18 protein-coding genes, 1 tRNA gene and 2 rRNA genes (1 of these 21 running past the window's edge) are annotated in these 23926 nt (G+C 57.6%); 14 read left to right on the top strand and 7 right to left on the bottom strand.

The features are described from left to right. From FZ934_RS24325 to FZ934_RS24305, 5 genes are all read left to right on the top strand, one after another. Positions 1 to 2200, top strand: a 23S ribosomal RNA gene (locus tag FZ934_RS24325); it begins 601 nt to the left of the window's first position. A gap of 210 nt (positions 2201 to 2410) precedes the next feature. Then, positions 2411 to 2525: ribosomal RNA gene (gene rrf / locus FZ934_RS24320) — 5S ribosomal RNA — on the top strand. A gap of 234 nt (positions 2526 to 2759) precedes the next feature. Next, positions 2760 to 2836: transfer RNA gene (locus FZ934_RS24315), tRNA-Met, on the top strand. Positions 2837 to 3096: 260 nt separating this feature from the next. After that, positions 3097 to 4038, top strand: a complete 942-nt coding sequence (locus tag FZ934_RS24310) for a substrate-binding domain-containing protein (protein WP_153273386.1) — start codon at positions 3097 to 3099, stop codon at positions 4036 to 4038. Positions 4039 to 4329: 291 nt separating this feature from the next. Beyond that, on the top strand, positions 4330 to 4554 hold the full coding sequence (locus tag FZ934_RS24305; RefSeq protein ID WP_246737931.1) for a DUF930 domain-containing protein: 225 nt from the start codon (positions 4330 to 4332) through the stop codon (positions 4552 to 4554). A 114-nt stretch (positions 4555 to 4668) separates the two neighbouring features. Here the strand turns inward: FZ934_RS24305 and FZ934_RS24300 are convergent, their stop codons facing one another. Genes FZ934_RS24300 through FZ934_RS24280 form a run of 5 tightly spaced genes read right to left on the bottom strand, consistent with a single transcriptional unit; the run spans position 4669 to position 10643 of the window. Further along, positions 4669 to 5634, bottom strand: a complete 966-nt coding sequence (locus FZ934_RS24300; RefSeq protein WP_153273385.1) for a glycosyltransferase family 2 protein — start codon at positions 5632 to 5634, stop codon at positions 4669 to 4671. After that, on the bottom strand, positions 5631 to 6968 hold the full coding sequence (locus tag FZ934_RS24295) for an O-antigen ligase family protein (protein WP_153273384.1): 1338 nt from the start codon (positions 6966 to 6968) through the stop codon (positions 5631 to 5633). The genes FZ934_RS24300 and FZ934_RS24295 overlap by 4 nt, the downstream gene beginning before the upstream one ends. Beyond that, on the bottom strand, positions 6965 to 8188 hold the full coding sequence (locus FZ934_RS24290) for a hypothetical protein (RefSeq protein WP_153273383.1): 1224 nt from the start codon (positions 8186 to 8188) through the stop codon (positions 6965 to 6967). The genes FZ934_RS24295 and FZ934_RS24290 overlap by 4 nt, the downstream gene beginning before the upstream one ends. Next, on the bottom strand, positions 8185 to 9291 hold the full coding sequence (locus FZ934_RS24285; protein ID WP_153273382.1) for a glycosyltransferase family 4 protein: 1107 nt from the start codon (positions 9289 to 9291) through the stop codon (positions 8185 to 8187). The genes FZ934_RS24290 and FZ934_RS24285 overlap by 4 nt, the downstream gene beginning before the upstream one ends. A 17-nt stretch (positions 9292 to 9308) precedes the next feature. Continuing rightward, positions 9309 to 10643 (bottom strand): hypothetical protein, encoded by a 1335-nt coding sequence (locus FZ934_RS24280; RefSeq protein ID WP_153273381.1) that lies wholly within the window; start codon positions 10641 to 10643, stop codon positions 9309 to 9311. 688 nt (positions 10644 to 11331) lie between these two features. On the opposite strand from FZ934_RS24280, the gene FZ934_RS24275 reads away from it, so the two are divergent. From FZ934_RS24275 to FZ934_RS24270, 3 genes are all read left to right on the top strand, one after another. After that, positions 11332 to 12453: a hypothetical protein gene (locus FZ934_RS24275; RefSeq protein ID WP_153273380.1), complete on the top strand. Its 1122-nt coding sequence runs from the start codon at positions 11332 to 11334 to the stop codon at positions 12451 to 12453. Positions 12454 to 12862: 409 nt separating this feature from the next. Then, complete coding sequence (locus FZ934_RS28590; protein WP_348649099.1) at positions 12863 to 13339, top strand: hypothetical protein; 477 nt, start codon at positions 12863 to 12865, stop codon at positions 13337 to 13339. A 55-nt stretch (positions 13340 to 13394) separates the two neighbouring features. Further along, positions 13395 to 14876, top strand: coding sequence for an adenylate/guanylate cyclase domain-containing protein (locus tag FZ934_RS24270; protein WP_348649098.1), 1482 nt, complete (start codon positions 13395 to 13397; stop codon positions 14874 to 14876). 63 nt (positions 14877 to 14939) lie between these two features. Here the strand turns inward: FZ934_RS24270 and FZ934_RS24265 are convergent, their stop codons facing one another. Then, entirely contained in the window at positions 14940 to 16610 is a 1671-nt protein-coding gene (locus tag FZ934_RS24265) for a tetratricopeptide repeat protein (RefSeq protein WP_153273379.1), read from the bottom strand. A 103-nt stretch (positions 16611 to 16713) separates the two neighbouring features. Next, on the bottom strand, positions 16714 to 16995 hold the full coding sequence (locus tag FZ934_RS24260; protein ID WP_153273378.1) for a hypothetical protein: 282 nt from the start codon (positions 16993 to 16995) through the stop codon (positions 16714 to 16716). Positions 16996 to 17303: 308 nt separating this feature from the next. Here FZ934_RS24260 and FZ934_RS24255 point away from each other — a divergent pair, with 308 nt between their 5' ends. From FZ934_RS24255 to FZ934_RS24230, 6 genes are all read left to right on the top strand, one after another. Next, positions 17304 to 18113 (top strand): hypothetical protein, encoded by an 810-nt coding sequence (locus FZ934_RS24255; protein ID WP_153273377.1) that lies wholly within the window; start codon positions 17304 to 17306, stop codon positions 18111 to 18113. A 152-nt stretch (positions 18114 to 18265) separates the two neighbouring features. After that, positions 18266 to 19054 (top strand): hypothetical protein, encoded by a 789-nt coding sequence (locus FZ934_RS24250; protein WP_246737930.1) that lies wholly within the window; start codon positions 18266 to 18268, stop codon positions 19052 to 19054. Between the two features lie 20 nt (positions 19055 to 19074). Then, a complete protein-coding gene (locus FZ934_RS24245; RefSeq protein WP_432443627.1) occupies positions 19075 to 19869 on the top strand; it encodes a transporter in 795 nt (264 codons plus the stop codon). 183 nt (positions 19870 to 20052) lie between these two features. Next, complete coding sequence (locus tag FZ934_RS24240) at positions 20053 to 21477, top strand: DUF3300 domain-containing protein (protein ID WP_153273376.1); 1425 nt, start codon at positions 20053 to 20055, stop codon at positions 21475 to 21477. A 23-nt stretch (positions 21478 to 21500) separates the two neighbouring features. Further along, on the top strand, positions 21501 to 22442 hold the full coding sequence (locus tag FZ934_RS24235) for a DUF2950 family protein (protein WP_153273375.1): 942 nt from the start codon (positions 21501 to 21503) through the stop codon (positions 22440 to 22442). A gap of 2 nt (positions 22443 to 22444) precedes the next feature. Continuing rightward, the gene (locus FZ934_RS24230) at positions 22445 to 23662 is read left to right on the top strand and encodes a hypothetical protein (RefSeq protein ID WP_153273374.1); all 1218 of its coding nucleotides are present in this window, start codon (positions 22445 to 22447) and stop codon (positions 23660 to 23662) included. The last annotated feature ends 264 nt before the right edge of the window (positions 23663 to 23926 follow it).

Genomic DNA, 23926 nt, shown 5'->3' with positions numbered 1-23926 from the left:
CCTTTTGTATAATGGGTCAACGACTTAGTGTAACAAGCAAGCTTAAGCCGGTAGGTGTAGGCGAAGCGAAAGCGAGTCTGAATAGGGCGATTTAGTTTGTTGCATTAGACCCGAAACCGAGTGATCTAGCCATGAGCAGGTTGAAGGTTGGGTAACACCAACTGGAGGACCGAACCCGCATCTGTTGCAATAGATTGGGATGACTTGTGGCTAGGGGTGAAAGGCCAATCAAACTCGGAAATAGCTGGTTCTCCGCGAAATCTATTTAGGTAGAGCGTCGAGCGAATACCCCGGGGGGTAGAGCACTGGATGGGCTATGGGGACTCACCGTCTTACTGATCCTAACCAAACTCCGAATACCCGGGAGTACTACTCGGCAGACACACGGCGGGTGCTAACGTCCGTCGTGAAAAGGGCAACAACCCTAACCTCCAGCTAAGGTCCCCAAGTCATGGCTAAGTGGGAAAGGATGTGAGGATCCCAAAACAACCAGGATGTTGGCTTAGAAGCAGCCATCATTTAAAGAAAGCGTAACAGCTCACTGGTCTAAATAAGGGTCTTTGCGCCGAAAATGTAACGGGGCTGAAGCCATGCACCGAAGCTGAGGATGTGCACTTGTGCACGTGGTAGCGGAGCGTTCCGTAAGCCTGTGAAGGGACAGTCGTGAGACATCCTGGAGGTATCGGAAGTGCGAATGTTGACATGAGTAACGATAAAGAGGGTGAGAGACCCTCTCGCCGAAAGACCAAGGGTTCCTGCTTAAAGTTAATCTGAGCAGGGTTAGCCGGCCCCTAAGACGAGGCGGACACGCGTAGTCGATGGGAACCACGTTAATATTCGTGGGCCTGGTGGTAGTGACGGATTGCTCAACTTGTAAGGTCTTATTGGATTGATCTTGCAGGGACGCGGTTCCAGGAAATAGCTCCACCGTATAGACCGTACCCGAAACCGACACAGGTGGTCAGGTAGAGTATACCAAGGCGCTTGAGAGAACTATGTTGAAGGAACTCGGCAAATTGCACGCGTAACTTCGGAAGAAGCGTGACCCCATTTTACGCAAGTATGATGGGGTGGCACAGACCAGGGGGTAGCGACTGTTTATCAAAAACACAGGGCTCTGCGAAGTCGCAAGACGACGTATAGGGTCTGACGCCTGCCCGGTGCTGGAAGGTTAAGAGGAGAGGTGCAAGCTTTGAATCGAAGCCCCAGTAAACGGCGGCCGTAACTATAACGGTCCTAAGGTAGCGAAATTCCTTGTCGGGTAAGTTCCGACCTGCACGAATGGCGTAACGACTTCCCCGCTGTCTCCAACATAGACTCAGTGAAATTGAATTCCCCGTGAAGATGCGGGGTTCCTGCGGTCAGACGGAAAGACCCCGTGCACCTTTACTATAGCTTTACACTGGCATTCGTGTCGGCATGTGTAGGATAGGTGGTAGGCTTTGAAGCGGGGACGCCAGTTTCCGTGGAGCCATCCTTGAAATACCACCCTTATCGTCATGGATGTCTAACCGCGGTCCGTTATCCGGATCCGGGACAGTGTATGGTGGGTAGTTTGACTGGGGCGGTCGCCTCCGAAAGAGTAACGGAGGCGCGCGATGGTGGGCTCAGACCGGTCGGAAATCGGTCGTCGAGTGCAATGGCATAAGCCCGCCTGACTGCGAGACTGACAAGTCGAGCAGAGACGAAAGTCGGTCATAGTGATCCGGTGGTCCCGTGTGGAAGGGCCATCGCTCAACGGATAAAAGGTACGCCGGGGATAACAGGCTGATGACCCCCAAGAGTCCATATCGACGGGGTTGTTTGGCACCTCGATGTCGGCTCATCGCATCCTGGGGCTGGAGCAGGTCCCAAGGGTTTGGCTGTTCGCCAATTAAAGCGGTACGTGAGCTGGGTTCAGAACGTCGTGAGACAGTTCGGTCCCTATCTGCCGTGGGTGTAGGAATATTGACAGGATCTGTCCCTAGTACGAGAGGACCGGGATGGACATATCTCTGGTGGACCTGTTGTCCTGCCAAGGGCATAGCAGGGTAGCTACATATGGAATGGATAACCGCTGAAGGCATCTAAGCGGGAAACCAACCTGAAAACGAGTATTCCCTATCAGAGCCGTGGAAGACGACCACGTTGATAGGCCGGGTGTGGAAGCGCAGCAATGTGTGAAGCTTACCGGTACTAATAGCTCGATTGGCTTGATCGTTCTCATTGATCAATGCTCATCGAAGATGAGCCATCTCTCTTGTCCTGACGCGCTGATGCGCTGCGGACGGCCCGCACCAAAAGGTGCGACGGCCTCTGGCCTGTATGGGTGCCAAAAGCATCCGAACAGACGGGTAAGAGAAAGACGTGTTCAAAGACTAAGAAGAGGGCTCTGCCCTCACCAGCTTCTCAATTTGTTGCGCTTCGCTGACCTGGTGGTTATGGCGGGGCGGCTGCACCCGTTCCCATTCCGAACACGGCCGTGAAACGCCCCAGCGCCTATGGTACTTCGTCTTAAGACGCGGGAGAGTCGGTCGCTGCCAGGTCTGCCAAGCGCAACAACAAATCTTCTCTGATCGAAATCTTCGGCCCAGCCGAAACAAAACGGCCGCGTTAGCGGCCTTTCTGCTATAATGGGCCCGGAAATAATGGGATGCGCATCGTATCTGCTCGTGCGTCCCTTACAGGAGACAAATCCCAAAGGGATTTGCTCCGGCACAGTCCGTCATCGCTAAAGCGACGACGTAGCCGCGATAAATCCCAAAGGGATTTACGCTGGACGCGGGGTGGAGCAGCCCGGTAGCTCGTCAGGCTCATAACCTGAAGGCCGCAGGTTCAAATCCTGCCCCCGCAACCAACAAAACTTGCAAATTCGCCCACTCGGGGTATTTGCACCGAAGCTCCTCCGCGTAGGCGTCGAGGAGCTTTTTTTGTTTCTGCTCCGTGTCGATCTCGCCTGAGGCAATCCGGGCCATCAGATCATTCTGGGCGGCGGTGATGAACTGCTGCTCCATCAGGTCCAGAACCTCCATCGAGGCCGTGATGTTGGCGATCGAGCCGTGCACCTGCAGACTGGCCGGCTGATGGCCCGGGGTCTTACCGATCACGACGGTCTGGATGAGATCGCTGGCGGCCAAGAAACAATTGGTCATCGTCGTGAAAGGTCTCGACAACCCGTTCTTCGAGGCAATCAATCAGGGTTGCCAGAAGTGGAACAAGGAGAATCCGGACTCCGAATTCGAGTGCTTCTACACAGGTCCGGCATCGACTTCCGATGAAGCCGGCGAAGCGCAAATCGTTCAGGACATGCTGGGCAAGGCGGAAACGGCGGCGATCGCCATTTCTCCCTCGAATGCCAAGCTGATCGCTCAGACGCTCAAGACGGCAAGCCCGAAGGTCCCTGTCATGACGCTCGACGCCGACCTTGCGGCAGAAGACTCGGCACTGCGCAAGACCTATCTCGGCACCGACAACTATCTGATGGGCGCGCGCATCGGCGAGTACATCAAGAAAGCGAAGCCGAAGGGCGGCAAGATATGCACGATCGAGGGCAACCCTGGCGCCGACAACATTTTGCGTCGTGCTCAAGGGATGCGCGACACACTGACCGGTCAGAAAGGCCTGACGGAGCTTAAAGGCGAGGGCGGGTGGACGGAAGTTGCCGGTTGCCCGGTCTTCACCAATGACGACGGTGCCAAGGGCGTTCAGGCCATGACTGACATTCTCGCGGCCAACAAGGATCTCGATGCTTTCGGCATTATGGGCGGTTGGCCGCTGTTTGGTGCGCCACAGCCCTATCGCGATCTCTTCAAGCCGATGGCCGACAAGATCGCCAAGAACGAGTTCGTGATCGGTGCGGCCGACACGATCGGTGATGAAGTCGCGATCGCCAGGGAAGGCCTTGTCACCGCACTTGTCGGGCAGAGGCCGTTCGAAATGGGCTACAAGGCGCCATCGGTGATGATGGATCTGATTGCGGGGAAGGCAGTCGAAGACCCTGTTTTCACCGGGCTCGACGAGTGCACGAAGGATACCGTCGACACCTGCATCCAGAAATAGTCGAGAGGGCGGGGACGGCGCACGAAAGTCCGGCGTTTCCAGTCCACTTGCTCTAATTCTAGGCGCTAAATACGAACGAACCAGTTGCCACTTATGTTCGTGCGCACGGGTGGCAACAGTTCTCGCGTTTCAGTCGAGAGCAATCGTGAGCCACCTATCCTCGTAGCTGGTCGCTGACATCGCGACCTATCACTCGAGCGAGGCTAGGCGGAGCTAGACTCAAAAGAAGTGCGGCAGCTCAATCAACTCACCGCAGACGAACGACAGGAACAGCGATGCGATATGGAAGCGATGGCGCAGATCGCATCGCGAGAGAAGCGGTTTAACCCCGACAAGATAATCGCCTACACCTTTCATGATCCGGTCGTGGAGCCCAATTTCATCAAGGCACCGGGAGCAGTGTTTCGAAGCAAGGGAGAGTGGTATCGGCTCAAGTACCGTTGCTCGACCAGCGGCGGCGTGCTCGACGTGACAGCATTCGATTGCGTCATTGGCAGCAAGGTCGCCCCGTGCTGACTGGCGCAGGTACTACCTGTACGACTGATTAGAGCTCAGCGAAGGGCAACCTCAGAAGAGGACCTCCGATCTTCCTGTCTACCCTTTCAGACTATGGCGCGCTCTCGTCGCAGCTCAGGTTCCCCTTGCGCGGAACGAAGCGACGACGTGTTCCACCGTGCGAAGTCCTCGTTCGGGGACGAAAAGCGAGGCTAACGTCGCCATCGCGCGGCGATCCGTCAGGAAGATTGCCGGTCGCAGCCGGAATACCCGTTTCAGAAGATCACGCGCCTTGTCAGTCATGCCGGCAAGAGCGGCCTTCCTGGCAGCAATTCTGTAGTGTTCCGCCCGGGCGCGTGAAATCAGGCCAGGGGGAACTTCCCGCATGGAGGACTGAATGATGTCCAGTGCCGCGTCGATTTGCTTCACGAAGCGATCGACATCGAAGGACAGGCTCGACTTCCGCATTCTGTAGAATGTCAGTGGGGCGGAAAGACCGACAGCGGTCGCGTCAGTCAACCAGAGTATCCTGCACCAGATCTCGTAGTCTTCACAGCTACGAAGATCCTCGCGAAAATCGCCGGCGACTTCGAAACAGGTTCTCCGAACGACGGGGGTCGAGCCGTTTCCCACATGGTTGCGGAGGATCATCTGGTGTAGCGACGGTTTCGTGATGTCGGGAGACTGGACATTGCCGGTTCGGCGGCCGTCCTCCTCGAGAAGCTCCGACGCGGAGAAGCTGATGCCTATGGCGGGGTCGCTGTCCATCAAGGCGATATGTGCTGCGGCCTTATCCTCGCACCAGAGATCGTCGCCGTCGAGGAAGCCGATATACTCTCCGCGCGCCTCGCGGATACCGGTGTTTCGGGCCGCAGACAACCCACCATTGTCCTGGCGCACGATCCTTAGCCTAGCATCCCTGCGCTTCGCCGCGAGATCGGCAAGCCTTGCCGGCGTGGCATCGGTCGAACCATCGTCAACAACAATCACCTCGAGGTTGCGGAAAGTCTGGTCCAGCGCCGACTGGACTGCGGGCACGATGAAATCGGCGACGTTGTAAGCCGGGATCACAATGCTGAGACGCGGGTGCTCCGTGCTCATGATAACTTCCTTGTACGCTTAAACCGGTCGGCATCATCGGCTGAGGATCGCATCGGTCGTTGCGGCTCCAGAGCTCCGCCGATGAATGTGAAGATGTACGAGCAGGGCAAAGTGATGCTGAAAAGCGACTCGTACTTGCAGAAGAAGAGTAGCGTCAGCGACAGAAGCAGCATGACGATAACCTCGTCACTCCGGCCGCTCTTTTCGGATAGCAGGCGAACGACGCCGCTGGCGAGCGTCAGCGTGATTGCGACGACAAACGCCGCGAAAGTCATCACTCCGCCCGTGTAGAGCAGCCCGTAAACCGTGGAATGGCTGCCGATCGGCAGGATCTCTTTCGGATGCACCGACGGTCCGATCCAGCCATTCCCGAAGATCGGCGATTGGAGAAAACCTTCCCAGCTCTTTTCGTAGATTAGATGCCGGGCCAAGCTCGATCCGGCGCGCACTCCGTCGATCCTATCCTGGATCGACATCAGAGCCGCCGGCCAATCGAAGCCGACGATGCTGATCGCGAACAGAACAAAGAGTGCAAGGAAGACGAACAGGAGTCGCAGCTTAAACGTGGCCCTCAGCCATATCCAGCCCAGAGCACAAAGAAGCAGCGCGCCGAGCGACAAGCGGCTCCAGCTGAACACGACAGCGATTAGCCCGCCGGTCATGCCGAGCAGACGGAAGCGCATATCCTTCTCCAACACGCTGATCAACGTGATGCCAATTCCGCCTAGACCCAGCGCGGTAGTGTATGGGTAGAACAAGATCAAGCGGGTCACTTGCTCGCCGAAGGTTTCCTCGGGGATGTAGATCGCCAACGATCCGTAAAGCTGTGCCGAAATGCTGTTAGGCGCAATCAGCATCGGCAGCGTGTATGGAAGGACCAGCCGCGGCAGGCCAAGGGACACACCGACAGCGCCAATCATCGCCAGAACGATGATGACACCGCCAAGTATCGAGACGGCCCGCACGACCGGCTGACCGGAAAGTCCGTGCGCTGCGCCAGCCCAAATGGCCAGGCCGCCCATGATCCATCCAAGCACACCGAAGCTCGCGAGTTGCATGATCCCTTGACCAGCCTGTTCGCGCCAAACGCCCGCGAGGATGGATGCCACGAATTGCAGGACGCCGATCGAAATCCAGCTTATCGCGACCATACGCGCCAACTGACCCGCCGGCGCCCGTGTAAAGGCAAGAATGGCGATCACGATTGCCTGCACAAGCGTGAGGAGGCCTACGCTCCAGAAAACCACGGTGTAGCGCAGCATTCCCGCGTAAAGACGTTGATCGGCTGCTAGCCTTGGAAAGATCGGCCGAGATTGAGCGACTGGAACCGTCATGTCGCCTCTCTAGCTTTCAGTATTGCGGCACGCGTGCCGCCGCTGCCGATCACCAGCGCAAACTCAATGAACGCGAAGACGATGAAGAAGCAGGTAAACGCCACGACGTGGCCGGTAAGTCCGCCGACTGCCGTTACTGCCCCAATGGTGGCAAAGCCCGCAGCCGCACGGATGCTGCTTAGGCGGTTGGCGAATTTGATGCGGCCCTTGGCTTTCAGGTAGGTTTCGGCGCTTACGACGAAATAACGCGCCGGTGCGGATGCCATCAAGATCGCCGTGTAGAACCATAGATGCGGCGTCTTGAATACAGTCATTCCGGCCGGAACGGCCACGATCGTTACGACGATGCCAAGCACCGTGCTAAGGAGCAGCATCGAGCGGGCGACACCGCGAAAATATGCGTCACTCCCCGTGACAAGTTTTGGGTACACGGACTGCAGGCTTGCCCATCCCGGTGTGTCGCTTGCCGTCATCAACTGCCGACAGATGCCGAGGACGCCGAGCTCGCTTCGCCCGAGAATGCTCGAACAAAGCAGAATGAGCAGGTTGTCACTGAGCACCAAAACGGCGTCGGCGAAAAGATAGCGCATACCGGCGCGCAATTGCGCGGGAGCCTGTCGGATCGCGCGGAAATCGTGGGGCAGAAGCGCATAGGCGATCGCGATGCCGAGCAATCTGAAAACGAGGAGGCAAACGCAAAAGACGCTGAAATCGTGAGAAAAGGCACCAGCCAGAAGCCCGATGGTATTCAGGCTTGGCGGAATGATGCTTTGCGCCACCTTGTTTTGCAGGATCTGAAGCGCATTCGTCACATTGGACTGTGAAAAGAATATCGATGAGAGCGCGACAACGCCGATCTGGAACTGCTCTTCCTGACTGTGGCCCGCAGCCATCCCGAACGCCACCGAAAGCGCCAGAATGGCAGGAAACGAGACCGCCGCGGAGATCAACCCAAGGGAATTGAGGATCGGTTTCGCCTCGTTGATCTGCGCAAATCTGAAATGCAGGCCAAATGTTCCGCCAAGAGCCACCAGGGTGATCGGAACCGCGGCAAGCGTCAACGTTCCCACGGCGTCGAGACCGTAACGATGTGCGACGATGGCAGTTAGCAGAAATCCATTGGCGTTCTGCAGTAGCCGCGAACTGACATTCATCAATGAGGACACGTCGCCCCCGAGGATGCGCTCGCAAAGCTTATGGAGGGCAGAGGGCGCTCTCAACGCAGCTTCCTTTCGTAAAGCTGCCCCGGTGCTGGCAATGGTCGCGCCATGACCCGATCGTAGACATCGCTGTAGCTCCGCGCGACTTTTGACCAGGTTGGCCATTCGGGCGTGACGGGAGCCGCGTCGAGGGGACGCGCCAGTGCCTCGGCCAGAGCGCCCGCAAGACCGGACACATCGCGTGCTTGGAAGCGTATGGCCGCGTTTCCGACCACACGGATATTCTCGGGAATGTCGCTGACAATTGTCGGGATATCGTAGGCCATTGCTTCCAGCAGGGCCATCGACATTCCTTCGAGATAGGAGGGGAGAACGAACAGTGTGGCATTGCTGTACAGTTCCTGCAGATCTGCGCCGCTGCGGTGACCAACGAAAAGGACATTGGGACCGGCGAGCGTTGCCAGATTGGCTTCGTAATCAGGCTGAAGTGCCTTGCCGGCGATAACAAGCGTCGCGTCTTCGCTCACGCGCTTATGCGCCTCGATAAGATCGTGGCACCCCTTCTCGGGTGTCAGTCGGCTGGCGAAGAAGACGTATCGGCGGCCAGCGAGACCCAAAGCCTTCAGGAGTGGACCTGGCGGCACTGGGGTCACCACCGGCAGGCCATTCGGGATGAACGAGGTTCGAACATCGTGCCGTTCGACGAAGTATCTGCGAAGTTCTTCCGAGACGACGGTAATGCGATCTGCGCAGCGGACGATGGTGTTCTCCGCCATCGACAGACAGGACTTTGCGATCGGCCCCCATTTGTCTCGACGTTGGTCGAGACCATGGATCGTCACGACAGTCGGCTGCCTGAACAGGCGTGTCGCCGCCGACAGGATACCGGGTCCGATGGCGTGAAAGTGGATGATGTCGTATTGGCCGAGAGCTAAGGCGAGGGATAAGATGCTTCGCGAAATGGTCTCCGTATGCTTGCCGGCGATACTCGGGACCTTGACCACCTTTAGGCCCCGGAGATTGCTGTCCGTCGCCGATGTTGCCGCGAATACGTCGACATCGTGCCCGAGTGCCACTAGCTCCGGGCAAACCGCATCGAGCACGCGTTCGATCCCACCATATGAGGTTCCGAGACCTCTCGAGCCGATCATCGCAATCTTCATGTCGAGCTCCCCGGACCTCAGGCAAACCAGCGAAGTCTTTGACTTCCCGGGCGGCGAAGCCAGCCAAGAGCCAGAATGGCGCCCATCGAGAAGAATGCCAGCAAGAGCCCGGTCGCCACGATGAGCATTCTTTGGCTCGTCGGCCGCTGCGGTGGCTCCGGCGCGTCTATCAGCCGCACATTCGAGAGCCGTGCCTGTTCAATGGCTTCGGTAGCTTTCCGCTCGCTCAGCGTCTCCAAGCCCTGGGCATATTGGCGCTCCAGCACGTCTCGGCGCAGCGTGAGATCGTGGAGTGTGCCTTCCTGCTCGTTCAACGTCCGCAGGTCGGACGCCATCGCGGCAATCCGGGCTTTCAAGCCGACCTGCCGAGCGGCGTTCGCGCTCAGTTCCTGTTCAAGTTCGTTGATTTCCTTTTGCAAGGCCTCGACAAGGCCGCCTAGCGGTATGCCAGCCTCGGCGCCGGTTGCGCGCCTGGCAGGATCGGTGGGCAGTGCGGCGAGTTGATCGAGCACCGTTTTACGCCGCGCCTGGGTTTCACTTGCGCCTACTTCTGTTGCGCGAAGATCGTGGCTCAGATCCGCGAGGCGTTTCAGCAGTAACTCCCGCTGCAAATTAAAGTCGGAGATTGCATAGCGCTGCCGGAAATCGGCCAGCCCAGCCTTGGCGATCTGCAATTCGTCGCTCTTGGTTTTTACCTGCTGCGTGAGGACAGCGGTTTGCGGATCGGCAAAAAGTGTTGCGCGACGTGCGAAATAAGCATCGATGAGTGTCGAAACGAAGGTTGCTGCGAGGTTCCGGTCCGTATTTTCGTAGGTGACGTTGATTACGCTGCCGCTGCGTCCGGAATCAATGCGCAGCGATTTCAGCACGGCCCGGCGCGCGCGCGCTATCGTCGCCTGGATATTGGAGCGGTCGTTCTGCTTGACCCCGGAGATGAGGTCACCGACATAGCGAACGGCTGATTTTATCTTGGCGGACAGGCCCGTTGACGCGGGATACAGAATGTCAGGACCAATGCTCGATATGGCCTGATCAATCACGGTGTCGCTGCCGAGGATATCGCCTTCCGCCATCATGTAGGCATCGCGGTCCATCGTCGGCCTTGTCGGCGCAACCGCGCTACCCGCTGCCGGCCGGGCGACATAATCGTCTGACAAGAGGACAAGAAGATTGGCGCTTGCCTGAAACTTGGGCGGCGTCACCTGGAGGGCGGCCACCATCAGCGCCAGAATCAGGGCAAACGCGAGAGCCGCCCCAACAATGTATTGAAGCGGGAACTTCCAAGTCTGCAATCGGGCAATTTTACCAGAGCGGTGGGCATCCAGGTTCGTCGATGGGTCGATGTAGTTCATTCGACAAATCCTGACGATTTAAGTATAGAAATTTCTATACTTGTGTGTCCATTGTGCTTCACGGCGGTATTTCCCTCTGCTTCTTTTCTATCGTTTCTGCCTGTGAAAAAAGAAAAAGATAAAGAGAAACGCAAAAGGTGTATTTTTCTCCGATGCAAACCTTAAAGTATACGTTCTCGTTTTAGGGGTCGAAACTTATAAATGTTTATATGTTTTGAGAAAATAATAAATTGGTACTAAAGGTGGTGCAATATACATCCGAGAATTAAGCTCGAGATAACCATTATATGCTTAATTTTTGAACCGATTTATCTTATGTTTCAGCTATTTTGGAAGCGATCGGCGTGTCGCTAGGAGGTGCGGCAACTCGGAATTTCGATGTATAGGCAGAAATATATTGCGCTAGAAATCTGTTTTGTACTTAAGTTCTTCTGCAGGTGTCGTTTCAAGCACCCGCTTATCGCGGCTTGCGGCATGTCCGGTAATTGATTCGATCAGGGGACAGGTGATCTATGGTCGCGAAGCGGCAGTGTCTTTCGTGCTTCGTCGAGCGATCTATAGTAACTGGAAATCTACTTGGTGGCTCTGCAGCTCGGCTGCAAAAGTCTGAGCATCGATAACCCGAATTGATAAGCTGAACCGGCGATAGAATTCCGCAGGGCTGTTCCAGATGGAGACTGCAAAACCAATGTCAATTCGCCGATACAGCAAGCTCTGTCAGGTCTTGGGCTCTGTCAGCAGCGCGCGGGGGCGGCTCCGCGGCGCGGCGGTTGCACTTCTCCTTGGCGTCGCGACGGGCACGCATGCGGAGACTTTGTTCAGCGTGGGTTCTTCGTGGAATCTCAAGGTGCCACCGACAGCGACCGTCGGGTCGGTTGATGTGGCCGAAGGTCTAGCTGTGGGCCTTGACACGTGGGATCCTGATGGAAATTGGGTGGTGCCCTTCTATACGGCTGAAGCCGGGGATCCGCAGGTACGGATTCTCTATAATCCGGGGGCCTGGACAGCTGTCCATGCGGGAACGTGGCGCCGTTCAGGCAATACGCCTGCGGTAGAAGCTGCTATCCTCGCGACGTCTTCTGACGCCTTTCCAGATCATGGCAATGTTTTCTCTTCGACATCTGCGTTTAGTTGGGCAACACCGGCATCGTACAATCGGGTCGCGGCGGCGATGGCGGCCGGTGCGAAGGTCTATGTACCCGCCTCGAGTTTTGCGCCAGCTGCTGGTGCTGATGGCCACATGGCGATACGCCAGCCGTCTGGTGACGTTCTCGAAACCTACGGCACGATCGTTCTATCGGATCGCACCATCGTCGCTTTGTCATATGAAATCACCGATCCGAATGGGTCCGGAGATGGATGGCAGCGTGGCCAAACGGCGTCGATGTTACCAAGCTATGGCGGAGCCATCCTCGATAGCGAGATCGCTTCGGGCATCCGGCACACGATGTCCATTACCGTCCCGCCGAACTTGCTGGCGCCGAAATTCACCTATCCCGCCTATGCCTTCGATCGTGACGCGCTCACCAATCCCGCGCCTTACTCGGGCAGCTTGCCGATGGGCACGAGACTTGCTTTGCCGGCCGGTGTCAAACTGGGCGATCTGAAATTGAGCACCAAGGCCGGAAAACAAATTGCGATCGCGGCGCAGCAGTATGGGTTTCTCATCGTCGATCGCGGAGGAGAGGGCATTACCATCCGTGTCAGGCCGGCTGCAAAACCTCTCATTCCCGCGCTTCATGCCTATGACCGGCAATTGAACCGCGACCTGAAAGCGATATTCGCCCATATCAGGGTCGTCACGTTTTGAATCGCTGCGCAAGTTCGCATTGGCCGACGGCGGTTCGTACCGTAGCGGCTGGGTATTCCGAATTGGAAGGCCACCAATGCGGTATCGAGTTTGAAAGTCTCCGTGCCATCAGGCCCCCGCAACCAATCTCCCCAAACAAAAACTGATACAGTTTGCCATTCAAGGCGCTTGATTGAAAGCTCCTCCGCGTAAGCGTCGAGGAGCTTTTTTGTTTCTGCTCCGTGCCCAGTTCGCCGGCACGAAGCTGTTCAAGATGATCGTGACGTGCCGCCGCCCCGGACCGTTTCTCCAGGATCGTCGCCGCGTCCACCGCAGCCAGGATCGAGGCTCGTTACCGTAACGTACTTTTCTTTCTTCGTTTCGAAGGCTTACGATTCAAGCGTTCCTCAGCAAGAGACCTTTGTGCCAGATGACGCAGGCCGACATCGAGAAAAGAACGTCAAACCACCATCAGCACGAAGCGGGCTCCGTCGCGAACAAAAGCGCCTTCGACTGGTCGAGGCCGCTCAGGGTCCACTTGAGTGTTGTCATTGTCGGATTGCTGGTCTGCATCTCGGCACCGCTGATGTGGATGGCATATGTCCAAGGGCGATCAACTGCCTTGGCCGCGGGCGAGACGCAGATGCGCCAGCTTGGAATTCGGGTCGTCGAGAACTATCGAAGCGTTTTCGGCGATGGGTATTCGGCAGTTGAGACAGCGTCTGTCCTGCCCCAAATGTTAACGCCGCCGCCCCAGGATTTTGATGCGAAGCGGGACTATCTTCTCAAGGTGCTGCAGAGCGCCGATTACATAGACGATGTCTATGCCGGCTATCCCGACGGCAGCTTCATCCAAGCCGTCAACGTGAACGTCAATCCGAAGTGGCGAAGTCCTGTTCGCGCCTGATGAGACCGAGTTCGCGATCCGAACAATCGCCAGATCCGGAGCGCAGACGTCGTCGATGTGGCGATTCCTTGGGAAAAATGGTGCTCAAATTGCGATGCGCGAGGAACGCAACGATACTTATGACCCTCGGACGCGGGCATGGTACCGCGACGCAGTTCGAACAAACGGACAAGTTTCCGTCGGCCCATATGTCACGGCAACGACGAAATCATTGAGCCTTACGTTGGCTGTGCCGATGAGCAAGGATCCACGGACCGTTGCCGGCGTCGACGTCATGCTTGAGACGGTAAGCCACCTGCTCAACAGGGAAGCCATCTCCGAGCACGCGCGAGGCTACATGTTCGACAGTAATGGACGCCTTATCGTCCACTCGGACCAGTCGGTCATGGCAAGCATTCTGGAAACATTATCGCGAGGAAATCCCGAAGGTGCGTCCGCCTTGGAGGCGGCCGATCCTGCAGTTGCGCCTATACGCCATCTGCTGCAGGCACGCAGCGGCCGTGAAGAAGAGGCGGGCATCGTACCTTTCGCGGTCGATGGAACTCACTATGTTGCGCAGTTTTCTCCCGTCGAATTCTCCGGCCTGCTGAAAGGCAATACGGTTGTCATCGCAGCACCGCTTAACGATCTCGTCGGGCCCACGGATAGGCTCCTGTTCAGGAACCTTCTGACAGCCGCCGCTTTCGTGGCCGCTGGTATTGTTGCCGCGATCGTGATGGCGAGGCTGATCAGCAATTCCCTCTTCTTCCTGGCGGACGAGGCTCGCCGCATTGGCGATCTGCGCTTTGAGGAGCGACGGCTGCCACATTCCTGGATTGCGGAGATAAACGTCCTTGGACGTGCTCTCGAGATGGCGCGCAGCACGATCGCGACATTCTCTCTCTACGTGCCGCGGGAATTGGTCCGAAGGATCGTCTCTTCGGGACAGTCAGCCGTCGGATTGGCAAGCCGCCAGGAAATTACGGTACTTTTCACCGACATCAAGGACTTCACGACCATTTCCGAACTCCACTCGCCGGAGCACGTTGTTGAATTGTTGTCGGGATATTTCGAGCTTCTCAACGAAATCGTGGAACAGCATGACGGAACGATAGTCCAGTATCTGGGGGATTCCATTTTCGGCATGTGGAACGCACCGACGCGCGACGAGCATCATGTGACAAAAGCCTGCCGGTGTGTTCTGGCTATGAAGGCGGCGGTCGACGAGATGAATGCCGTCAATGTGCAATCGGGTCGACCCGAGCTCGCAACGCGGTTCGGTGTTCATACCGGACAGGCGGTTGTCGGAAGTGTGGGGGCAAACACAAGACGTCAGTACACAGCCATGGGTGACACAGTCAACGTGGGGTCCCGGCTCGAAGGAATGAACAAGGAATACGGAACATCCATTCTTGCAAGTGGTGCAGTCAGAGAAGCGGCCCGTGGAGTGTTCGAGTTTCGAGACCTGGGACGCGCTCGTGCCAAGGGTCGTACTGAAGAAATTGAAATATTTGAGTTGGTTGGCCTATTAATAGAAGAACGTGGACAAACTGAGTAACCAGCGGCGTCAGCTATGTCGGCGTTTCAGGCCGGATGTTCGAGCTCCCCATCACGCCTTTGATTAGCGCGAAATACTCCTCACCGGCCCAAAATCCGCTCCTGCTTTGGTCAAGCCCCGCTCCAGCATGGACACCACCTCGGGCTGAAGACCGGCCGCATCCACTGTCTTCTTGAAAAACGTCGAGTTGACGTCCCCATCGCTGAGACTGTTACTCGCCTGAGCCGAATCCAGCTCCCCAAGCGTAGCCGCACGGATAACTTTCGTTAGCGGGCTGCTACCGTTCACCTGCTCGGTCCAAAGGAGAGCTTCGGAGTAGCGCGCATCACGAAAAGCGTCCAGTGCCAGCACGATCATAGCGCAGCGCGGAACGGCGTCGGTATCCTTGCTTGCATCTTTTGCCATCGACAATCCCGCTGACCTGTAACCGGCCGAGTACAGAAGGGCTCCCAAGGCAGCCGACGCATCCGGATTGTTGGGGTTAAGCGTAATTGCCCTGTTGCCGGCTTCGATTGCAGCTTCCAGCCGACCCTTGGCAGCTTGAGCCGCCATCAACGCAATGTGAGCGCGATCGGAAAGGGGCGCTCTGGCGACTGCATCCTGGGCAAGATCGAGCGCATGGTTGGCAATGTCCGGCGCTGTAGTCCGTCCCGCGGGCGCAAGCAGGACGCGTGCAAGAACCGCTTTGGCGTCGGCATCTCCAGGAAGGCGTTGCACGGTACGCTGAAGGCAGTCCACAGCCGTATCGAGATCGCCATGGACGTCGAGCGCATATTCCGCTTGGATGACGCATCCGTTGCCAAGGGAACCGGGATCTGTTTTCAGCTCGATGGAGTTGATCACGCCTCGGCTGGAGCCAATGCGCTTGGCGAGCACGGCGACAATCTCATCACGCACGGTAGCAGGGCTCTTGCCTGAGGTTTCGACCTTTTCGAGCCCGGACGTAAGTAACTGCCCGGAAGCAGTTTCGATCACCTGCCACAACACGCTGCGATCATCCGCGTCCCCGTAGTATTTGAGTTGTATGGAGTATTGTCGATCGCCCTTCCTTGTCCGGGCAGATTTGTAAGCTGGCTGAGCGACTGTCAGCGTCTGAAATTGAGTCAACGCGGTCAACAGGCCGTCACGCATCTGGCTTGCCTCTCCCGCGTTTAGCGGATTGGCGGCCTCTGCGGAGACGTATACGGTCGGCTTTTGAGAGATGGTGATCGCGCTTGCGTAGCTGTGGATACAGATGGCCAAGAGCAGGGCCGAGGCGATCGCGTATAGCGCCACCATCTTCCACCGCAGCTTACCGGGAGCAGCGTCCTGCGTAGCCGTCCTCGTGTTGGTCGAACTATCGGCTTCGTTTTGGACATCCTCGCTTTCCGCAAAGCGATCGGCTCTGCGCGTGAAGCAGGCAAGGTATTTTCCCTTTTTGATGTTGATCCAGATGTCGTGGTCGTCGCCGAATGCGGCGTAGAAGGACTCTAGCGACGATCTCAGACGACTGATCTCGATGCGGACGATTGGGTCGATCGCCGAGTCAAAACTGCTCGGGCGCCCCAGGACGTCGACCGCGATGACATAGGCCTTGACGTCTTCATGATCGAAGCGCCGCTCCACAAGGTAAGAAAGGATGGCTTTCTGGCGTTCGGCGGTTTTGAATCGTTTATCCGCAAGAAGTCGCCCCAGCGCCTCCTTTGCCTCGGCGCAGTCTACATCCTGCCGCCTATCGTCAATCTCAGCACCCATGGTCGTCCCCCGGTGAAGCGGCAGTCCAAGCTGAAATCTGTGCTGGAATTATAAGGTTGCAAGTCGATTTTCTAATGAAACCATAAATAACAGCGTAATGGGTTTACCTCTCATCCAGAACGGCGGCGAGCACGTCGCTTTCGATCTCCGTACAAAGAGCTTCGTACTCTTCGACCAGCGGACAGCTATCTCGGTCTCGTTCTCTCTTGAAGCGTTCCAAAGCTACGCAAGCCTCCTCGTATGCTTCGAATGCGCCATTCAGGCGGCTGGACGTTGCCGCTATGACTTGGAGCCGACCGCGAATTGCGGGTAGCTTGAGCATCAGCCGCCATAGCCCTCGCTGCGCTTCCTTTGAGCCGTTCTTTGCTGTTCCCTTGTCGCCCATCGGATCAACTTTCGGTTTCCGACCAAACGCTCTGGTGAGGATGCGCTAAGAAATGATCTTTTGAAGTACGTTACGGTAAACTCTGCTGCAGTAACCCTGTTACGCCTTCGCGATACCCCTTCAATTGCGACGCAAAAGCCGAACGCTCTAAGAGCACAGCGTTGTAACGAACCGCGTTACTGTATCGTACTTCCGATTTTTGCCGATCTTGGTACCGTTCAAGCCGTGGAAACGGCTCTCCAGTCAGGGGAGATTACGTGACGCTTCCATAGATAATTTCGACTCTTTTAAGTTGGGCTGGGCACGTAATGAGTGTTTTCATAGCAATAGCCAAGGTCAGCGTAATTGCCGCAGGGCTTCTCTTGTTGGTTATCCAGTTGGCGGCGTACGAGATCGGCTACAGCGTCGGTAGGCAAGCACGAATCCGGAGCAAAGCGCAGCCGGAAAACGTCGGCGTCGTCGTCGGAGGAATGCTCGGCCTTTTGGCGTTTGTTCTGGCGCTCACGCTTTCATACTCAAGCACGCGGTTCAACGAGCGCCGGCAGGATACGCTGGTCGAAGCCAATGCGATCGGTACCGCATGGCTACGGGCGCAGGCCGTCGGCTCCCGCGAAGCGTCGGAGGTCGCAGACCTGCTTGAGCGCTATCTTGAAGCCCGGGAAGGCTTTGTCCGTGCCGAGCGTGACGATGAAGCGATCGAGCGCACAAACCAGGAGACTTCGCGACTTCAGCGGGAGATCTGGAACCGAGTGACAGCCATCGTGCGCGAGAGACCTGACCCGATCGCTGCTGCACTGATGAGCGCCGTCAACGAAACCTTTGATGCCAGTACCTCCGAGCGGTTCGCGATGGAGACCCGCTTGCCGTCGCAGATATTCTGGCTCCTCCTCGGTGTGATCGTGCTGGCAATGGCATCGCTCGGCTATCAGTTCGGACTCAAGGGGCCGCCGGTCCGGTTCCTCGTCCTTTTGTTGACCCTGATCTGGACGGCGATCGTCATCGATATCCTCGATCTTGCCACGGCCAGGCTTGGTGCCTTCCGGACGGACGTCCGCGTTTACGACTGGACACGGCAGGGTTTCTCCGGGTCGGCCCAGCCTGCAGCCGGGCATCGATGATCTTCCGGCCAGCCGAGCACCAGTAGCGCCAATGCAACATCAGAGTGCAAACTGCATCCGTCCATTGGCGATCGCTTTCCTTCCCGTTCGAACAGGCGCAAGCTCAGGTTGACGTGAAGTCCATTCATGCCGCAGCCTTCGGGGGAAAGCTGATGTTTAGTAAGACTGGGTACGCAGCCGGCATTGTCACTGCACTTGCCATTTCCTCTTCTGCATTCGCCGCTGACATCCTTCCAGCGTCCACTCCTCAGCCCGTGCCGCAAAGTACGAATGGTTGGTCCTTCTCCTTCTCGCCTTACTTCTGGGCGGCCGGGCTCGACGGCAAGACCCAGGTGTTCGGACTGCCGACTGTGGATGTCAGCGAAAATTTCAGCGACATTCTATCCGATCTCGACTTCGCCTTCATGGCGGCGGGCGACGCCCGCTATGACAGGTACAGCGTTTTCACCGACATCAGCTATGCGAGGGTGACGACGGACTCGGCAACGCCACGTGGTGTGATCGCTGACGAAGTCAGCCTCAAGTCCGTCACCTTCACCGCCATGGTCGGCGGCGCATACACGCTTTACGAAGATCAGCAGACCCGTTTCGACATTCTCGGTGGCGCGCGGTTCTGGCATGTCGAGACCCGCATCGGCCTTAGCGGCGGGCTCATCGGGAACCTCTCGCAATCCGACGATGCCAACTGGGTCGATGGCCTGATCGGCTTCAAGGGTAGCCACTCGTTCACCGATCGTGTCTTCGTGACCGGCTGGGCCATGATTGGCGGGGGCGGGGCCGATCTCGACTGGGATGCTCTTGCTGCAATTGGCTACAAGATCAATGAAAAGGTCTCCGCAGTGGCCGGCTATCGTGCGCAGGGTGTGGACTACAACCACGACGGCTTCACCTACGACGTGATCCAGCACGGTCCGATACTCGGGGTCCATATTCGGTTCTGAAACCAAGTCGGAGTGCGTAGATGATGACACGGTTGCATGTCTTCGTATCGCTGAGCATCCTTTCATTCGCGCCACTGGCTTCGGCTCAGGACGCAGATCTTGCCAAGAAGCTCTCAAATCCCATCGCGTCGCTGATCAGCGTCCCGTTCCAGTTCAACTACGATAGTGGGTACGGTCCAGCCGACGGTCACAAGGCGGTTCTGAATATCCAGCCTGTCATCCCGTTCGAGCTCAACGACGACTGGAATGTTATCTCCCGAACGATCGTACCGGTCACGTGGCAGGACGATATCGCTGGAGACAGCGGGACGCAATTCGGCCTCGGCGATACGCTTCAGAGCTTCTTCTTCTCGCCCAAAGAGCCCGCACCCGGCGGCATCATCTGGGGTGCAGGTCCTGCTATCTTGATTCCCACGGCGACCGAGCCATTGCTCGGCGGCGAAAAGCTGGGGTTGGGGCCGACAGGGGTCATCCTCAAGCAAGATGGCCCTTGGACCTATGGCGCGCTCGCCAATCATATCTGGTCCGTGGCCGGTGACGGAGGTCGTTCGGACATAAGTTCGACGTTCCTCCAGCCGTTCATTTCCTATACCACGCAAGACGCCTGGACCTTCGCGCTGAACACTGAAAGCACCTACGATTGGGAAAGCAATCAGTGGAGTGTCCCGATCAATTTCTCGGTCTCCAAGCTTGTAACTTTCGACAAGCAGCCCGTCAGCTTCCAGGTCGGTGCCCGCTATTGGGCTGACTCACCGGATAGCGGTCCGCAAGGCTGGGGCGTTCGCGCCGGAATTACATTCCTCTTCCCGAAGTGAATTCAGCAGTTCACGCCCAAGTTTTCTCTGACTGACTCCAGCGGTACCGTACATTTGTTACATCGCGTTTTACGGTAACGTACTTACCGCGCGGCAATTTTTCTGTTCGCTTGTCCCTTCGATCCCATTCTCCAGCCGAACGCTTTCAGCGGGTGCGGCTTCACGTGCGAAGGAGACTTGTCGATGGCGTTGTGTTCTCTCGGTGACCCCAAACGCTGGGCAATCCTGGTGCTCGCTTCGACGTTTCTAACTGTCGGCAGCGGCGCACTTCACTCTCAGGAGCAAACTTCTCCGTCCGCGTCGACCGTGCCTACACCGACGTCCGCGCCAGCCTCTGCTACTGATGGGCTGAGCGACGAGGACATGCAGGTTCTGGTCGCGCGGATTGCCCTTTACCCGGACGAACTCGTCGCCCTCATAACCTCTGCCTCGCTCTATCCGTTGCAGATCGTCGAAGCGTCCCGATTTTTGGAGCAGGTCAAAGGAAACGCCGCGCTGAAGCCCAAGGACGACTGGGATGGCAGCGTCGTTTCGCTCCTGAATTATCCAGACGTCGTGAAGATGATGGGCGACGACCTCGACTGGACGCAGCAGCTTGGCGATGCGGTTGCCGACCAGCAAAAGGATCTCCTTATTGCCATCCAGACACTGCGCGACAAGGCGGTGGCTGACGGCATCATCAAGACGGACGACAAGGTGAAAGTCGTTCAGCAGAACGACAATGTGGTCATCCAGGCGGCCAATCCCGAGAAGATCTACGTGCCGCAGTATGAACCGCAGATGCTCTATGACGACGCATATGCTGCAGCCCCGATCGGCTACTACCCCGATCCCTATCCAAACTACTACTATCCCACAGCGACGTATTTCGCAGGCTTCGTGACCGGTGCGATTTTTGGGGCCGTGGTCGATTGGGACCGATGGGGGGTCTGGGGCGGTCGCTTCGACGGCAATGATATCGACATCGATTGCGACCACTGCTTCAACAGGTTCGATCGTAACGACAAGGTCAACTTCAACGATGTCGATTGGAAGAACGTCGATCGCAGCAAGATCAAGTTCGATCACAATCAGTTCGCCAACATCGACAAGACCAACATCCGCAACAGGTTGGAAGCGGGCGGCAACAACGATATCCGCACGAAGGCCAAGTCCGTCAAGGCGAAAGCGGCCGGGGCTGGCCATGCCAGGATAACGCCGTCCGCCATCAAGGACGTCAGAGCCAACAAGATCGCCGGCGGCGGTGCCGATCTGCGCGACCGGGTTGCCAATCGCCCCGCTGGCGACCGGCGAGGAGAGATAGGTGATCGCGGCGGCCGCGACATCGGACATCACGCTATGGCCGACAAGCTCGATGCTCGCCCGCACCGCCCGTCCGGCCTCGGTGAGGTCCGCTCGCGAAGCGCCGCCAACCTGCACTCACGCCGTGGCGGTGGTGCCATGGGTGGTGGACACCATGCCAGCCGTCCGGAGTTCGCGGGGCATCGAGGTGGAGGCGGTGGGCACTTCAGCGGCGGAGGCAGAGGTGGCGGGGGAGCCCACTTCAGCGGTGGTGGTCGCGGTGGCGGCGGTCATGCCCGTGTTCCCCATGGCGGACGTCGACGCTAATCGAACCGAACGGAGTTATTGCCATGAGCGCCCATAACCCTCGCATTGGATTTCGTTTGATTGCTGCGCTAGCGTTGTCGGTCCTGTTGTCGGCCACGGGCACGTTTGCCGCCGAGAAGAACCTTGTCGACCTCGTGTCGAAGCAGTTGCCGACCGAATACGATAGCGCCGACGCAGCACTGGCCGCGTTCAAGGAGGCCGTCAACGCCTCGGATCTCGACAAGCTGGCGTCCATTCTCGGCGTCGATGCAGCACACCTCAAGGCGACCGATGGGGTGACCGAAACGCTGGCGGCGATCAAGGATGGCATCGGAAAGCGTATCGCTCTCGAGGAGAAGAACGGCCAGAGCATCGTCGATGTCGGCGAGGTCATGTGGCCGTTCCCATTCCCGATCGTAAAGGCTGAGAATGGCAAATTCGCCTTCGATCCGGTGGTCGGTATCGAGGAGATCATCAACCGCCGCATTGGCGAAAACGAAATCCAGACAATCGAAACCGTGCGCGGTTATGTAGATGCCCAGCAGCAATACGCGACCGCCGATCACGACGGGGACGGGGTGCTCGAGTATGCGCAGAAGCTCGTGAGCAGCCCCGGCCGAGCCGACGGTCTTTACTGGCCCGAGAGCGACGGCCTCGGCGAGAGCCCCGCGGCGCCCTATCTCGACTACGTTCAATTCGACAAGTCAAAGAACGACGGATATTTCGGTTACCGCTACAAGGTGCTGACCCGACAGGGCGGCAATATCGCCGGCGGTCCCTTTGACTACGTGATCAACGGCAACATGATCGCGGGCTTTGCCCTGGTCGCCTGGCCAGTGAAGTACGGCGAGACGGGCGTCAACACCTTCGTCGTCAACCGCAATGGCATTGTCTACCAAGCCGATCTCGGAGCGGATACCGACAAGATCGCGCGAGCGATGAAGCAGTTCAATCCGGGGGACCGTTGGTCGGTGACAGAGGACTGACGATGATGAAGGCAAAGCTTGCGTCAGAGCTATCAGGCAGCGCAAGCCACCGGGAGGATCGGCTGGAATTCCTTGCCTCGCATGGCGGTCCGTTCTTTGAGATTCAGCGGCGGCTCAATATCGTTCACGAACGAAACCTTCATACGAGCCGCCGCATCCTTATGTTCGTGGCCGCAGCGTGGGTGGTTCCGCTTCTTCTGACGCTCCCGACATTGGCCTGGCAGACCCCAACGTTGCGGGCATATCTCACTGATCCCGGCCCATGGGCGCGTTTCTTCATTGGCATCGCCGCTTTTCTGGCAGCCGAGCAGGCGGTTGAATCGGGTTTGCGTCGCAAGCTAGGCCAATTTCTCCGTGCGCCTTTGATTCCGCCTTCTTTGCATGGATCGGTGATCGTCGCGGTGGACAAGTCCCTTAAACGCCGCGATTCATTTGTAGCTGAAGCCGCGTGTCTTGCGCTCGCGATCGTCTCCGTGTTGCTGGCCTTCGCGACCTTCAGGCAAGCTCCCTCAACAAGCTGGGCAGTCACCGTGACTGGAGACGTTCCTCATCTGACCCTTGCTGGCTGGTGGAGCGTCTTCATCAGCATTCCGCTCTTCATCTTCCTGTTTGCTCGCGGTGTGTGGCGGCATCTCGTATGGGCTCAACTGCTACGGAACATTGCGCGCCTCGACTTGAGGCTGGTGTCGACGCATCCGGATGGCAAGGGCGGGCTTGCTTTCGTGGGAGAATATCCGAATGCCTATGTCCTTTTCGTTTTTGGTGTGAGTTGCGGGATGGCAGCCGCGGTCGCCAAGCATCAAATGCAGGGCGATCTTTCTGTTGCAACGCTCACGACCATTATGGCTGCGTGGCTGCTGCTCGTCCTAGCGTTCTTTGCTTATCCGCTTTCTGCCTTCTCGAAACCGCTTGCGCAGATGAAAGACCGAACGCTGTTGACCCTGTCGGCGCGGGCAACAACTCTGCAGCGCGCCTCCGAGCGGAAGGCGATCGGTGAGAATGTGGTGGCGCCGGATGTCGCGGAAGCCGAGCAATCGATCGACCCGGTCGATCTCAGCAAGCAGTACGAACAGACGCGCAAGCTGTCGTCCATGCTCGTCAACCGCAGGACATTGCTGCCGGTCGCCGCTGCGGCGCTGATCCCATTCGCAATCGCTGGCGCATCCCAACTGCCTTACAAGGAGGTGTTTTCGGTACTGAAGAAGCTTCTGCTCGTCTGAGCGTCAAGGACCCTCCCAGGGCGCGGGAAGTGGGCTGGCTTCCCGCAGGTTCTGGTCATCACCTCAAGTACATGTCGAATGCCAGAAAGAGCGTTGGTCTGAAAACGTAACCGTGCGCTCGGTTACGGGAGGAGCGCAACTAGAACAAGGGCGCGTCGCCTAAGCTTCACGTAATGTTACGTGCCAATTTTCCGTAGCGTACTTCCACGGTTGAGCTGATTGGTGTCGGCTTGGCGTGTCGCCGGCTCCCGGCCGGTTGTCACG

The sequence above is a fragment of the Rhizobium grahamii genome (assembly GCF_009498215.1).
Taxonomy (GTDB): domain Bacteria; phylum Pseudomonadota; class Alphaproteobacteria; order Rhizobiales; family Rhizobiaceae; genus Rhizobium; species Rhizobium grahamii_A.
This window is presented reverse-complemented; position numbering and strand designations above follow the sequence as displayed.